Source organism: Streptomyces sp. NPDC050704 (assembly GCF_040654355.1).
Classification (GTDB): Bacteria; Actinomycetota; Actinomycetes; order Streptomycetales; family Streptomycetaceae; genus Streptomyces.
The window spans coordinates 107344-120012 of the sequence record NZ_JBFAHW010000022.1 but is presented as its reverse complement, the minus strand read 5'-3'; the positions used below and the strand labels follow the sequence as shown (position 1 = coordinate 120012).

Genomic DNA, 12669 nt, shown 5'->3' with positions numbered 1-12669 from the left:
TGTCGTCCCCCTCGCCCGCGACTTCACCCGCCAGGCGCTGTACGAATGGGGCTGGCTGCCCGCCGCGACCGCCGACCAGCGGGCCGCTGCCGAGGCGCGAAGTGACGGCCTTCCCGCAGCTCACGCAGTGCGGCGTTCCCGCGTAGCCGCTAATCCCGCCGTCCGGGCGGATGGTCACAGCCCCGTGCTCCGGCATCTGCGGGTGGTTGCCGCGCAGTTCGAACCAGGCCTCCCCGCACTCGCAGGTGACGTAGCCAGGGTCAGGCTGCTCGCTGTCGCGGCGCCGCTGGTTGAGATCGATGACGTCCATGTGGCCAGCGTCCGTCACGGGGAGTGCCGCTCCCAAGGGGAACCGGTGAACGATCTATGATCCTGCGGTGGCCACCATCGACTTCCCCGACGACCTGATCCAGCTGGAACGTTCCGCCTGGAAGGAGATCCAGGCCGGGGCACTCACCGTCGACACCGCGCAAGCCGTGCACGCGGGCGTCGCCGAATACGTGAAGGCGGCCCGCGAGGCGGGGCAAGAGGTGGCGCGGTACGACGTTGAGATGGGGCTCAAGCAGATCGTGCGGCACCCGGACGCGGCGTCGGGCTAGAAGGCGTCGCGCCAGTCCTCGGGATAGTCGGGGCGCTCCTTGCGGATTTCCCGCCACGATGCGTCCAACTCGGCGGCCCGCCGCTCCTCCGCCGCCCGAACCTCTGCGCGTCCGCGCGCCAAGGCGTCCCGCTCCTCCGGCGTCAGTGGGGCCGCCCGATGCCGGTACAGGTACGCCCCGTCGTCCGCCACGCGAAACCGTCCGCCGTCGAACTGCGGCTCGTACTCGGCCTGCTGGGTCGGACTCGGCTCGAAGGGGTCGGCCATCAAGTCGGCGAGCGACGGCACGAGCGGGATGAAGTAGCGCCACGGGGGCTCGTCGGCGGGGATCGTGAGTGTGCGACCGTCGGCCGGACCGCCCACGAACCGGATCTCGATGCTCACGGCCGCCTCCCCCGCAGCAGACTCTGGGCGGCCTGCCGGAACGTCGCCTCCATCGCCTGCTCGTCCACGACGAACAGCTTCCCGTCACAGACCGGGGACGCCCGCACCGTGTAGATCCCGCCGAGCTCGTGCGCCTCGACCAGCTCCCGGATGGGCTCCAGCAGCGACGGCGGGCAGATGATGGTGCGCTTCGAATCCCCGATGACCTGCGAGTAGAAGCCGATGTCGGTGAGCATGTGCTCGACGTTGGTCACGGCGCCTCGCAGTCGTGGATGCGGATGGCGAGCTGGCCGCCCCAGGTGCGGATGTCTGTCGTGTCGCCCGTGCAGTCCTTCGTCAGGCAGACCTTCGGGCCGCGCCGGATCGGACGCTCCGGCGCGACGTCACCGATATCGAGCTCGCGCTCAAGGCGATCGATGCGGGCGTAGTCCGGGCGCAGCGGTACGGGAGCGGGACGGCGCCAGTCGTGGGCGATGAGGTTCCAGATGGGCATCGGCCAACGCAGCCATAGCGGGGCGCCCGGAGAAGCGCCAAGCGTGCCACAGGCTGCCCCGTAGAGCACCATCAGGGCGATGAACAGAGCAGCCACGGCCGCCTCCAAAGTCGTCCGCCCTGCCCGGCGCTGTACGGGCAGGACGGCATCGAGACTACTGCCCGCGCCAGCGACGAGCGGGCAGCCGCATTCAGGGTACGAGCAAGCACTGACAACGCCGGGGTCAGACGTACCGGCCCGGGCCCCAGTCCTGCGACGACCCTGGACAGGGGCCGCCAGCCCACTGTGAATGCGGATGGCGGCAGCGAGTGCAGCGCTGGACGTGGTCGTCGTTGTACTGGAAGTCGTGCTCGTCGTTGCGCGTCGACAGGCGGTACTCATCCAGGGGTGGGGCTTCGCCGTAGACGTCCTCGAAGCCGTCGTCCCGCTGCTCACCCGTCGCCGCCTTGTCGCTCATGCCGTCAGGATGGCAGAGCCTCACGGCTTGCCGGGCCAGGTCGTCAACGTCTCGCCGGTCTCCTCGTCGACGAGGGTGACGCGACAGTCCGGCAGCGTGCCCCAACTCCCCACCCACACGGGCAGCAGGTCGCGCGCCGTCGCCTCCAGCGCCCACCAGCCCTGCATCACCGGACGGCCAGCAGAGGCGAGGGTGAGGTGGAACCGGTTCGGGTTCACGTCAGCCGGATTCCGCGCGGCCGGCGAGACTCCCGGACGATCGCGCCCTTCGCCTCCAGCTCCCGCAGCTGGTAGATCACAGACGAGCGGCTGGCCAGGCCGACCTGCTGCCCGATCTCCACAACGGTGGGCGCCTCGCCGCCGTCGACGATGGCCTCCCGAATGCAGCGGAGGATGCGCTCCTGGATGACGGTGAGGTGATCCGCCTTGCGTCTGACCATGCACCGACTAGAGCACATGTTCGAATTATGGTGCAAGCTGAAGACGTGAACGATCTGCCGCCCGACCTGCCACGACTCCGCACCCTAGAGACCTGGCTCACCCTCCACCTTGACCAGGTACGGGCAGCGATCACGGCAGCCGAACAGCAAGAGCGGGAGCAGCACGGCGGACAAGCCCGGCCAGCCCCGCCCGAATGGCTCATCGAACCCGGCCTCAACCGGACCGCGCCACTCGCCGTACACGTCGGCGGATGCTGGCGGGCCGGGAAACGCAGCCGCGGGGTTACGCGAGACCAGGCGCTGCGGGCCATCACCGAAGGGGTACCCGCCTGCACCCACTGCCGACCCGACACCGAACTCGGGATCATCGACGGGTAACGCGCCTTCGCCGCCACGGCCCGACAGTCAATGTCCGAGGCGCAGGCGAAGATGCCCGTATGGCGATCACGATGAAGAACTACCGGCTCACCTGGACCGACACCAGCGGCGTGCCGCGCGTATCCGTTCCCAGTTACGACAAGGCCAGCGCTGAGCGGCGGAAGGAACGACTGCAAGGCGACGGATGCACGGACGTGCAGGTCGTCGAGACCAAGCCGGGTGAAGTGCTCCAGCCGCAGGCGTGACATGCGAGAGCCCGCCCCCGGTTATGTCGGGGGCGGGCTCTCGTTCCGACGCTCTTAGTAGCTGTCCGGCGTTCCGGGGATGACGTAGTGGCCGTCTTCGTTCGTGCGGACCCCGGCTGTGATGACGCCGCTCCTCGCGCCGCGCGACGTGTAGATGTTGACGCCGCACGCCTCGGCGAACTCGAATAGTTCGAGGCTCGGGTCCTGGTAGCCCAGGACCTGCGCGGTCACCCACATCACGTTCATGCGGACGGTGTCCGTCTGCTGCGGCGTGAGCACCTCGGCGCTCCGATTGTCGACGGAACGGTCGTGGCCGGCGCGATCCGCCCGATACGGCGCATCCGACCAGTCGTGATTCTTGATCTCGGCGGCGAACTGGCGCGCCAGGGCACTCAAAGCCATGGGGTCCTCCGATAGGACGGGTTCAGCACCGCCCCCCGATGGGGCGGCTGCATCCACGGTACTCCTGAACACGCAAACGCCCGCCTCGACAACGGGGGTGGTGACGAGGCGGGCGTGGGGTCAGTCTGGCACGGGGTGCTGACAGGCAGGGGGAAGCTTCTAAGCGGCGCGCTTCGCCTGTAGGTTTCGCTCAAACTCTTCGAGCGCCTGCAAGCCCCAGCCTCCCGGCATCCAGGTTCGCTTCGACCGCTCGATCACGGCTTCGAGCAGATCATCGTCCGCACCGTCGAACAGTCCAGCCGCGCAGAAGCATGCCACGGCGGATCGCATGGCCGGGATGTGGATCCCTGACCAGTCCGCGTACCCCGGCACGGCAGGGGTACGGAAAACCCCAGCGTTCCGTTGAAGGAGCTTGCCGATCTCGCTGTCTGGGTCTCGATGGTCTGTGCCGAAGACCTTCGCGATGACCTGGGCTGCAAGCCCCACGGGCAGCCCGAGTTCGACATCGGCAATGGCGAGGCGATCCCTGCCGTAGACGGTGTCGAGAGCCTTCGGGTCGATCGCCTGTAGGAGGTTGCACATCTCACTCGTGGCCTGGCGATCCTTTGCCACCTTGGTCAGTCGGTCGCGCAAGTCTGACCTGAGGAGCTCGGGTACGACGAACCCGGGAATGTGGGCAGCGCCAAGCGCGAGGACGAAAGTCGCGATTTCGGTGTCCCACCGATCGTACCGACGCCCCAGGTAGCCAGGAGTCCCCGCGTCCTGAAAGAGCTTCACTGCGGCCCGCGTGTCGGAGTCGCTTGACACCCATTCGGCGAATTCCGCATCACGGCTGTCGATGCCGGCCGCGTCGGCGAGCGCGACCCACGAGTCGAGACTTCGTGCCGCCCAGGGGATCAGGCCGAGGTAGCGCGCCATATGGGATGGATCCGCGAAGGCGACCTTGTAGGCGTCGTCACCTCGCCCGAAGATCCCGTCCCCGTAGCGCTCGCCATCGTCGACAGCGGAGAAGCTACGGCTGAATGACCGCATGAAGTCCTCAAGCCCGCCTGCGCAGCGCTGTCTGAGCCGCCGGATCTCCTGGCCTTCCTGCGCCTCTGGGGAGTCCTCCGCCGCGGTCAGCCCCACGCCGGGTACCAGGAGATACCCGCCCGAGGAGTGGCGGGTCAGCCAGTCTCCGGCCTCACGGTAGGACTGGTAGGTCTCCCAGACCGCCTCGGGGATGCGGCGTGCCGGGATATCGCTGGGCGGTATGGGGCCGCCCGTCGCCGCTCGAACTTGGTCAGCGACCAGCCGCCATGACGCCTGTCGCCATGACAGATCCATCGCCTTCTCTTCGGCTTCCCGGCGCTTTGCCTCTTCACGGCTGGCTTTACGTCGCCTGGCGTTCCCGACTGCGTTGCTTGCTACGTTGAGCAAGGCGCCGCTGATGGCATGCAGTGCGATCTCTTCCCGCTCGGCCAGATCGAGTTCGCCGGTAGGGACGTGTTCGCGTATGGGCGCGATCTCGGGGCGTCGACCTTCGACCGCGAGCTCTTCGATCCAACCCCTGACGAGCGGGGCGGGGGCAGCGAGATGGCCGGCCAGCCTCACCTCTATCGGCTTGGTGGTCTGCCCGACGTAGCGGACCTCGCCGGTCCGCGGGTCGGTGAGGCCGTAGATCGTGCCTGCACTCGGAGTCGTCACTGGGTGATCTCCTTGCGGGGCTCAGCCGATACGAGGGATGCGCGGCCCGCTGCCAGCTCAGGCACGTACTTGTAGATCGTCGTGCGGCTGACGCCGAGGAGCTTGGCGATCGAGCTGATGGACGCCTCGGGGTCGGTGAGCATTGCGCGGGCGTGGCGGATCTGTTCCTCCGTCATGGCTGGCGGGCGTCCGAGCCGTTGTCCACGAGCTCGCGCGGCAGCAAGTCCCTCGTGGGTGCCTTGGACGATGAGTTCACGGATGAACTCGGCGAGTGCAGCGAAGACATGGAAGACGAGCCGGCCGCCCGGTGTGGTGGTGTCGAGTGCTTCATGGAGGGAGCGGAAGCCGACGCCGCGCTCGCGCAGGCCGGCGACGATGGCGATGAGGTCCTGGATGGAGCGACCGAGCCGGTCCAGCGACGGTACGACAAGGGTGTCGCCTTCGCGGGCGTAGTCGAGGGCCTTCCAGAGTTCCTCGCGTTCCGTGTTCTTGCCGGACTTCTTGTCGCTGAAGATCCGTTGGCATCCCGCTCCTTCGAGGGCGGCGATCTGGCGGTCGAGCTTCTGCCCCTTCGTGCTGACGCGGGCGTAGCCGATGAGGGCTCCTCCCCCGCCGACTGGGACGAGGAGGTCTAGGGAGTCGGATTCCATGAGCCCATTGTCCAGAAAAGGGGGTTGAAGAGTAAGCGGACATTGAGACTTCCTGTACACCCTTTCTGGACAACCGGCCGGGACCCTATGCCCGTTTCACCCCTCGACTGTTCAAGTAGCCATCAATCGATCGATTGATGGACAGTCACGCACAGCGAGGCACCCCCGCCGTCTGCCGAAGCAGAAGGCGGGGGCGTTGTGGCGCTGTTCAGAGGCAGAGGGACAGTGCGACCGAGATCTGTACAAGCAGGTCCAGCACGAGAGTTCACCTCCTCCCGTCGAACGGGCGGGGTGACAGCCAGAACGGCACGCCCGCCTCTTCGTCCATGACGACCTCCTACGCACTGGTGTTGTCGGCGATCAGGCCGAGGGTCGCCAAGGCGGCAGCCAGCGATGCCCCGGCGGACCCGTCCGCCCACGACCCGGCTACCGCGGGCCGCCCGACGGGGGTGGCCCCGAAGAAGCCGGCGGTGTTCGCGGCCCCATCGAGGACGTGCCGGGTCGCCCCGTACAGCGCGTCGACGTATTCGACCTTCCCCGCGATCTGAATGTTCTGGGCGTCGGCGCTCAGTCTCAGGTAGTTGCGCTGGGTGCCGTTGAAGCCGGTGCCGGACCAGTTGCTGATGACGAGGTCGGCGCCAGTCGCTTCCAGATCGAGGGCCGCGCCACCGCGACGGAGCCGATAACCCTTGTCGTTGTCTTTGACGGTGAGGTCGGCGCCGGACACGAGGACGTTGTCGCTGGAGTTGACGCCGGCGAGGAATGCGGTGCCGTTCTCGATGGCTGCGACGCGGACGAGGGCGTCGTCGACGAAGACGTTGAGGGCGCTCACTGTTCCGGTGGTGGCGAACGTCGTGTTGGCGTAGGCCCGGTCGCCGTGCGGGTCGGCTGCCGCGGTGTGGACGGACACCTTCGACGCCGCGCCCGGCTGGGTTTCGAGGATGGAGGTGTCCGCGATGCCGTGCACGCTGACCGTCACCGCGGCGTGCGTGCTCACCTTCGACGCCGCGCCAGCCGTGGTTTCGAGGAGCGTCGTGTCACTGATGCCGTGCACGTCGGTCGTGTCGGCGGAGTGCGCGGCGATGGCCGTGCTCGCGGTGCCGGCTGGGTCGGCTCCGACGTCTGCCGCGTTGATGACGACGATGCCGGTCTCGCCGTTGACCGAGAGGACGGCTGGCGAGGACACGGTGCCGGTGGTCGATTCGACCGGCGACAACGACGGTAGAGCGACGTTGGGTGCAGCTGCGGGCAGCGAGATGCTGTAGGCGCGCCCGGGCGCGTTGGTGAGTTCTTCATCGACGCGGTACGTCCAGCCGGTGGGGCTGAATCCGTCGGCGTCGGTGGCGAGGAGCATTTCGGTGAACATGCCGGAGGCGCCGAGGGTGGCGTTGACGGCGCCGAGGGCGATGACTCCGTGCTCGGCGGATACAACCCGGGACACCGACGGAGTGAACCGAAGGGTGCCCGCATACGGTTCGCCGTCCAGGGCTCGGTAGCCGGATGCGCCTGCGGTCAGGGTGACGGTCTCAACACCGGGTGGGAAGGCCATCAGAGTCTCCTGTACGAGGCGGTCATTGCGAGCATGGCGGCGCCGAGCAGTCCGCGGTTCTGCCTTTGCGGCGCGGGGTCGCCGCTGCTGGTGGTCCGGCAGGTGTAGTGGATGGAGCCGTCACTGTCGGGTGTGCACTCGTAGGTGGCGCCGGTGCTGTCGGTGTAGGTCCAGCCGGAGGGTGGCGGCCCGGTGTCGCCGCGGTCGCCTGTTGCCCCGGGCTCGCCCTGGGGGCCGGGGGCGCCTGCTTCGCCCTGCGGTCCTTGGGGTCCTTGAGGGCCGGGGATGGTGGAGTCGGAGCCGGGTGCGCCTGGTTGTCCGGGTGCGGGGGTGATGGTGGGTGCGGGCTCTCCGGTCTTTCCGGTGTCGCCCTTGTCGCCTTTCGGGCCGGGCGGTCCGGGGATAGGGACGGGTACTTCGGCGCGGTCGGGTAGGTCGTCGACGGCTTTCGACGGGTCTGGCGCGACGGGTGTGCCGCCTCTGGCTTTGACTTGCTGGCGTAGGGCGCGGACGTCTCCGGCGAGGGTGGAGACGGCGGTGCCGCGGAGGTCGGCTTCGGCTTTGGCTTCCTTGCTTTCGGCGGCGAACTGGTCGGCGCGGCGGTCGCCGTTGTCGATGCGCTGCCAGATGAGGATCCCGAATCCGGTCAAGGCGAGGAGGGCGCAGGTGATCCACATGAGGTGGCGGCGACGGACGAATGCCCGCTCGGCCCGGGTCACGGCTGGCCTCTGAGTTGCGTGACGAGCAGGCGGAGGCGTGCCGTCTCAAGCCTTTCCGCCGCAAGTTCGGCGCGCACGGTGGCCAGCTCCTTGCGGAAGTCTGCGCGCTCTTCCTGGAGCTGGTCCGTGAGGCTGTTGAAGCCGGTCACTGCGTTGCCTTCCCGCTGTGCCCTTCCTGCGATCCGGGAGCCGTACATGGCTGCCAGTCCGGCCATGACGGCGCTGCTGAGAACGCCTAGGGCCGTGACCGTGGCGGCATCCATGGGGCGCCCTCCCGGTCGCGTGAGGTGGACAGGCTCAGGCGCCCGCGACGGGACGGGAGCTTGCGGTGACGAGGCTGTCCTGTGCCTTGCCAGACACGCCTGTGGGCTTCCACAGTCCGAAGTGCGACAGGACGGCGGTGCCGAAGGAGACGAGCGTCAGGGTGACTGCGGTGCCGAGGTCGTAGCCGTCGCCGCCCGCCTGGAGTTCGATGAGGAATCCGTTGGCGGCGGTGAGCGCGAGGAGGAGGACGGCCTTCGCCCCGGGGTGGGTGACGCGGGTGGTGACGAGGCCGACGAGGACGGGCAGGAGCACGCTGATGGCGAGGCCCAGCCAGTAGGCGGAGTCGAGGTTGACGTTCATGGGCGGGTCCTTCTCTGGTTGGGTCAGGCGACGATGGTGAATCCGTATTTCGCGCCGAGCTTGGTGAGCGAGTTCTTGCCGGGGATGCCGTCGGCGTCGGAGCCGGTGTAGCTTCCTCCAGCCTTGGAGCGCTGCCACTTGGCGTAGGCGGTGACAGTGGCGGCCCCGTAGTGGCCGTCGCTGTACGGCTTGTCGAGGAGGCCTGCGTCGACGAGTGCGGCTTCGACAGTGCGGACGCCTGCGTAGGTGACGGGGGTGCCCTTCGCTGCCGGATTGGAGCGAGCTGCGGCGACGAGCTTCGACAGGTCGACGACGGGCTTCTGTGGCTTCGGCAGCGTGACCGGCTTCGGTGGGACGCCGAGCCGTTTGTCGACCCGGGCGCGCATGCCCGCCATTGTGAAGCCGCGCGGGTCGACCTTGCCGGGCTGCCACTCCATGTGCCCGATGACTCGGCGGGCGGTCCAGCCGTGTTCGCGGCAGATCGCGGCGGCCGCCTTCTCGATGGCGAGTAGTTGGACGTCCGGCCACGGGTCGTCGCCGTCGCCGAGGTTCTCGCACTCGAAGCCGTAGAAGTACCGGTTGCCGTCGGTGTTGGCCTCGTTGTCGGCGGGCGGCGTCTCGCCTCCGATGATCGCGCGGAGGACGTCGTCGTCGCCGAGGCCCGCGTGGTTGGCGCGGCCGTAGCCGACGAGGTGGACCCGGCCGTCCTTGGTGATGACGCCGTGGCACAGCGGCCCGGGTAGAGCGGCGTGTCCGTCGCGGCAAAGGTCCACGGTGCGGGCTGAGCCGGAGGTGACGGTGTGGTGGATCATCACGCCGTGCACGGGACCCCACGGGCCTTTGTGGTTCCGGTTGCGGGTCTCCCAATCGCCGACCTCGACGACGGAGACGCCCTCGTCGACGAGGCATTGCAGGAACGTTCTGGCTGGGGGCGGTGTGGCCATGCGGGTCTCCTATACGTCACGTCACCTACGAATCGTAGCCGCGAACCCGTCTTTCACCTATGAATCACAGGTATCGTGATGGTGGGTCCTGGCTCAGAGGATCTGTGGCGGGGGCGTGGCCGTGCGGGTCTGCGCTCCTGCCACACCAAACCCGCGCCAACCCGCACCCACCCGCACAGGAGCACGCCCATGACCCGACTTCAGATCCTCGAACTCCCCGAAGGCTCCGGTAACGACCGGGCGTCATTTGCCCTAGTCGTCGACGAGTACCAACCCCTGCGCTACATACAGGGGCCTGACTACGCCCCGGAGCCCGTGGACGAGTTCGCGGGCGTCGCCGAGCAGGTCGGCGCGCGGGCGGTCCTCGTCTTCCGGGAATCCGTTGAGATCCTCCCGAACGCGCCTTCGGTCGTAGCCGACGACGACGCCACGCTCCAGGAGCAACTCGCCGAGGCGCGCCAGTGGGCTCGTCACGGCTACGAGATCGGGCAGCGGCACTGTTCCTGGTCTGACCATGGCGTCGCCCCCGCCTGGCTCACGGAGGGCTGGCCGCACCACTTCGACAGTTGCGAACATCTCCGTCGGGCAGCGGAGTACGACGAGGCTCTGAGTCGGGTGCGAGCTCTCTCCGAGTCGCCCGAAGTCATGAACGCCGACCAGCCCAACCCTGAGGTGTGGCGGCACGGTTACCGCATCGGCGTCCTCGCAGCGAAGTCCGCCACGCGACCGCGCGACGAGAAGACGAGCAAGCCGTGACCGCCGTCTGCGCCATGTTGGCGCTCCTGTTCGCCTACCTCACGCTCGCCCCGCCCGTTGAGGCGCGCGTCGACTACACGCCCGCCGCCCGGAGCAGCCGATGAGCGGCAAGACGGCGCAGTCGCGCCGGGTGCTCCTCATCGGGGCCCATCTCGACGGCACCTGGGTCGAACTGCCGGAGCACGAGCACGCATACCGGGTGGCAAAGCCGTTTCGGATCGACGTCGCGGCATGGGCCAAGCAGGTCGAGCAGCACGACGTCGGCATTCCACTGCCCGATGTCGTTGAATACCGCATTGAGCGCATACCGATCGCCATCAACACCGCCAGTGCGGTCGTGTGGATCGGGGTCGCCTCAGGTCTCTTCGGGCTCGAACTCGACCGGGCTGTCGTCCGGGCGCTGTTTCAGCGCGATGTGGCTCAACTGTTCCGGGAGGCGCCGTGAGTAGCCCGTGCACTCGCCGGGAGTGCGGCGGCGAGGTGCACACCGACCCATGGGGCACACCGGTGCGCTGCCCCCACGCTCGACCTGCGGCGGGACTCGCGCCAGAGGCGGCCGCCGGGTGTGCGGTTCTGCATCACGACGCCCAAGGCAACGTGATTCCCTGCCCGGACTCTCCCCGCGCCGACGAAGGACACCCGGAGCCACCCGCCGACGAGGAACTAGACCCGGACCCCGCACTTCCTGTCCGCCCGGACCCGCGTCAGTCCGCCTACGACGCGGTGTACGAGTACATCCGGGGCCTCGGCACCTACCTGCCGCCCGATCCAGTTCACCGCAACGCGATCATCTGGCGTGCCGTGAACGCTGCGCTCGGTGCGACGCACCTCGGCCGCTGCGTGTCCTCGCACTGCGTCGAAGGCGACCACATGGTCCTCGACGAGGAGACGCCGTGACCGAGCCGCAGCCCGAGTTCGCGCTCGCCCTGTACGAGGACGACGGCACACTCCTCATCGGCATCCACTCCGACGGCAGTATCACGCGCGGGCCCAACTACCAGCCCGACGAAGCCGCAGCCGAGCTGTGGGACGCCGTCACCCGGGCCGCGCAGAGTGCCGCGCCGTGGGGGTCGACGTGAGCGAGCCGACGAAACTCACCCGCGAGCAACTGCTCCCCCTGGCCGTGGCCGCCGAACGCCGCAACATCGCCTTCACCGACGGGCAGTGCACCCTCTTGCCGCCGCTGCCCGACTGCCCCATCTGCGGCCAGCCATCCACCGCGCTGCGCGTCCAGCCGGACTACTCCTTCCAGTTCGACCTCGTGCGCTTCGCCATCAAGCCATGCGGTCACAGTTTCACGGCCGACGGCGAAGACGTCTTCGAGAGCTACAACCATGCCCGCCAGATCGTCGCTAGCGGCGACACCCCGAACAGCAAGGAGAACGAGGCATGAAGGTACTGGTAACCGGGGGCTCGGGGTTCATCGCTTCGTGGATCCGCAAGGAGCTCCTGGCGCGCGGCCACAGCATGCTCGTCTTCGACCACCAGGACCGCCGCCAGCAGCTCGCCGACGGTGAGGAGTTCTTCCTCGGCGACGTCCGCGACGCCACCGCCGTGACGGAGGCTGCCGCACACTGCGACGGGATCATCCACCTCGCCGCCGTCCTCGGCACCCAGGAGACGATCAGCAACCCGCGACCGTCCGCCGAGACGAACATCCTCGGGTCGCTGAACGTCTTCGAAGCCGCCGCCCAGTACAACCTGCCCACCGTCTACGCCGGAGTCGGCAACCACGCCTTCAGGCTGATCGGCACCGGCTGCTACACGATCACCAAGTCGGCTGCCGAAGACCTCGCCCGCATGTACAACCTCTACCGCGACGGCGGCCGCATCACGATCGTCCGACCGGTCAACGCCTACGGGCCCGGCCAGTCAGTAGCCGCCCCCTACGGCACGAGCAAGGTCCGAAAGATCGCGCCATCGTTCGCCTGCCGTGCCCTCGCGGGCGCCCCCATCGAGGTGTACGGCGACGGCACCCAGATCTCCGACTGCGTGTACGTCGCCGACGTCGCCACCGCCTTCGTCAACGCGCTTGAGTACACCGCCGTCCACGGGCCCACCGAACGCCCCGTGGAAGTCGGGCCGATCGAGTCCGTCACCGTCAACGACATCGCCCGCCTCGTCGCCGAACAGGCCGCGATCCTCACCGGCCGCGAGCCCGTCGCTATCACCCACCTGCCCATGCGGCCCGGCGAAATCCCCAACGCAGTCGTCACCTCCGACACGTCCACCCTGAAGCAGATCGGGCTGGACGCCATCGACTTCGTGCCCCTCGACGAGGGCATCCGGCGGACCGTCGACTACTACGCGCAGACCTGGCTCCCCGGCTACCTGGCCGCCTGACC

23 protein-coding genes and 1 pseudogene are annotated in these 12669 nt (G+C 68.3%); 10 read left to right on the top strand and 14 right to left on the bottom strand.

What is annotated here, in order from left to right; genetic code table 11:
• Both AB0I18_RS15945 and AB0I18_RS15940 read left to right on the top strand, forming a co-directional pair.
• A pseudogene (locus AB0I18_RS15945) lies at positions 1-94 on the top strand (ATP-binding protein); the annotation flags it as partial.
• Between the two features lie 283 nt (positions 95-377).
• On the top strand, positions 378-599 hold the full coding sequence (locus AB0I18_RS15940) for a hypothetical protein (RefSeq protein WP_363106065.1): 222 nt from the start codon (positions 378-380) through the stop codon (positions 597-599).
• Here AB0I18_RS15940 and AB0I18_RS15935 read toward each other — a convergent pair.
• The 6 genes from AB0I18_RS15935 to AB0I18_RS15910 all read right to left on the bottom strand — a co-directional run bounded on the left by AB0I18_RS15935 (position 596) and on the right by AB0I18_RS15910 (position 2371).
• A complete protein-coding gene (locus AB0I18_RS15935) occupies positions 596-982 on the bottom strand; it encodes a hypothetical protein (RefSeq protein WP_363106064.1) in 387 nt (128 codons plus the stop codon). The genes AB0I18_RS15940 and AB0I18_RS15935 overlap by 4 nt on opposite strands.
• Complete coding sequence (locus AB0I18_RS15930; protein ID WP_363106063.1) at positions 979-1236, bottom strand: hypothetical protein; 258 nt, start codon at positions 1234-1236, stop codon at positions 979-981. The genes AB0I18_RS15935 and AB0I18_RS15930 overlap by 4 nt, the downstream gene beginning before the upstream one ends.
• Positions 1233-1571, bottom strand: a complete 339-nt coding sequence (locus AB0I18_RS15925; protein ID WP_363106062.1) for a hypothetical protein — start codon at positions 1569-1571, stop codon at positions 1233-1235. The genes AB0I18_RS15930 and AB0I18_RS15925 overlap by 4 nt, the downstream gene beginning before the upstream one ends.
• Positions 1572-1698: 127 nt before the next feature.
• Entirely contained in the window at positions 1699-1932 is a 234-nt protein-coding gene (locus AB0I18_RS15920) for a hypothetical protein (protein ID WP_363106061.1), read from the bottom strand.
• A gap of 20 nt (positions 1933-1952) precedes the next feature.
• Positions 1953-2150 (bottom strand): hypothetical protein, encoded by a 198-nt coding sequence (locus AB0I18_RS15915; RefSeq protein WP_363106060.1) that lies wholly within the window; start codon positions 2148-2150, stop codon positions 1953-1955.
• On the bottom strand, positions 2147-2371 hold the full coding sequence (locus AB0I18_RS15910; RefSeq protein ID WP_363106059.1) for a hypothetical protein: 225 nt from the start codon (positions 2369-2371) through the stop codon (positions 2147-2149). The genes AB0I18_RS15915 and AB0I18_RS15910 overlap by 4 nt, the downstream gene beginning before the upstream one ends.
• 45 nt (positions 2372-2416) lie before the next feature.
• Between AB0I18_RS15910 and AB0I18_RS15905 the strand changes: the two genes are divergently transcribed.
• Positions 2417-2749: a DUF6233 domain-containing protein gene (locus AB0I18_RS15905; protein WP_363106058.1), complete on the top strand. Its 333-nt coding sequence runs from the start codon at positions 2417-2419 to the stop codon at positions 2747-2749.
• A gap of 59 nt (positions 2750-2808) precedes the next feature.
• Complete coding sequence (locus AB0I18_RS15900; protein ID WP_363106057.1) at positions 2809-2994, top strand: hypothetical protein; 186 nt, start codon at positions 2809-2811, stop codon at positions 2992-2994.
• Between the two features lie 54 nt (positions 2995-3048).
• Here the strand turns inward: AB0I18_RS15900 and AB0I18_RS15895 are convergent, their stop codons facing one another.
• The 8 genes from AB0I18_RS15895 to AB0I18_RS15860 form a co-directional block, all read right to left on the bottom strand.
• Positions 3049-3396, bottom strand: a complete 348-nt coding sequence (locus AB0I18_RS15895) for a hypothetical protein (RefSeq protein ID WP_363106056.1) — start codon at positions 3394-3396, stop codon at positions 3049-3051.
• A gap of 159 nt (positions 3397-3555) precedes the next feature.
• Positions 3556-5082 (bottom strand): hypothetical protein, encoded by a 1527-nt coding sequence (locus AB0I18_RS15890; RefSeq protein ID WP_363106055.1) that lies wholly within the window; start codon positions 5080-5082, stop codon positions 3556-3558.
• Entirely contained in the window at positions 5079-5732 is a 654-nt protein-coding gene (locus AB0I18_RS15885) for a recombinase family protein (RefSeq protein WP_363106054.1), read from the bottom strand. Before AB0I18_RS15885 ends, AB0I18_RS15890 begins: the two co-directional genes overlap by 4 nt.
• 337 nt (positions 5733-6069) lie before the next feature.
• Positions 6070-7281, bottom strand: coding sequence for a hypothetical protein (locus AB0I18_RS15880; RefSeq protein ID WP_363106053.1), 1212 nt, complete (start codon positions 7279-7281; stop codon positions 6070-6072).
• On the bottom strand, positions 7281-8000 hold the full coding sequence (locus AB0I18_RS15875) for a collagen-like protein (protein WP_363106052.1): 720 nt from the start codon (positions 7998-8000) through the stop codon (positions 7281-7283). Before AB0I18_RS15875 ends, AB0I18_RS15880 begins: the two co-directional genes overlap by 1 nt.
• On the bottom strand, positions 7997-8263 hold the full coding sequence (locus tag AB0I18_RS15870; protein ID WP_363106051.1) for a hypothetical protein: 267 nt from the start codon (positions 8261-8263) through the stop codon (positions 7997-7999). The genes AB0I18_RS15875 and AB0I18_RS15870 overlap by 4 nt, the downstream gene beginning before the upstream one ends.
• Before the next feature lie 34 nt (positions 8264-8297).
• Entirely contained in the window at positions 8298-8624 is a 327-nt protein-coding gene (locus AB0I18_RS15865) for a hypothetical protein (RefSeq protein ID WP_363106050.1), read from the bottom strand.
• 23 nt (positions 8625-8647) lie between these two features.
• Positions 8648-9568, bottom strand: a complete 921-nt coding sequence (locus tag AB0I18_RS15860; protein WP_363106049.1) for an N-acetylmuramoyl-L-alanine amidase — start codon at positions 9566-9568, stop codon at positions 8648-8650.
• A 189-nt stretch (positions 9569-9757) separates the two neighbouring features.
• On the opposite strand from AB0I18_RS15860, the gene AB0I18_RS15855 reads away from it, so the two are divergent.
• The 6 genes from AB0I18_RS15855 to AB0I18_RS15830 all read left to right on the top strand — a co-directional run bounded on the left by AB0I18_RS15855 (position 9758) and on the right by AB0I18_RS15830 (position 12667).
• Positions 9758-10324, top strand: coding sequence for a hypothetical protein (locus AB0I18_RS15855; RefSeq protein ID WP_363106048.1), 567 nt, complete (start codon positions 9758-9760; stop codon positions 10322-10324).
• A 100-nt stretch (positions 10325-10424) separates the two neighbouring features.
• On the top strand, positions 10425-10769 hold the full coding sequence (locus AB0I18_RS15850; RefSeq protein ID WP_363106047.1) for a hypothetical protein: 345 nt from the start codon (positions 10425-10427) through the stop codon (positions 10767-10769).
• A gap of 152 nt (positions 10770-10921) precedes the next feature.
• A complete protein-coding gene (locus AB0I18_RS15845) occupies positions 10922-11221 on the top strand; it encodes a hypothetical protein (RefSeq protein ID WP_363106046.1) in 300 nt (99 codons plus the stop codon).
• On the top strand, positions 11218-11403 hold the full coding sequence (locus tag AB0I18_RS15840; protein ID WP_363106045.1) for a hypothetical protein: 186 nt from the start codon (positions 11218-11220) through the stop codon (positions 11401-11403). The genes AB0I18_RS15845 and AB0I18_RS15840 overlap by 4 nt, the downstream gene beginning before the upstream one ends.
• Positions 11400-11717: a hypothetical protein gene (locus AB0I18_RS15835; RefSeq protein ID WP_363106044.1), complete on the top strand. Its 318-nt coding sequence runs from the start codon at positions 11400-11402 to the stop codon at positions 11715-11717. Before AB0I18_RS15840 ends, AB0I18_RS15835 begins: the two co-directional genes overlap by 4 nt.
• Positions 11714-12667 carry an NAD-dependent epimerase/dehydratase family protein gene (locus tag AB0I18_RS15830; RefSeq protein WP_363106043.1) on the top strand — a complete coding sequence of 318 codons (954 nt, stop codon included), beginning with the start codon at positions 11714-11716 and terminating at the stop codon, positions 12665-12667. Before AB0I18_RS15835 ends, AB0I18_RS15830 begins: the two co-directional genes overlap by 4 nt.
• The last annotated feature ends 2 nt before the right edge of the window (positions 12668-12669 follow it).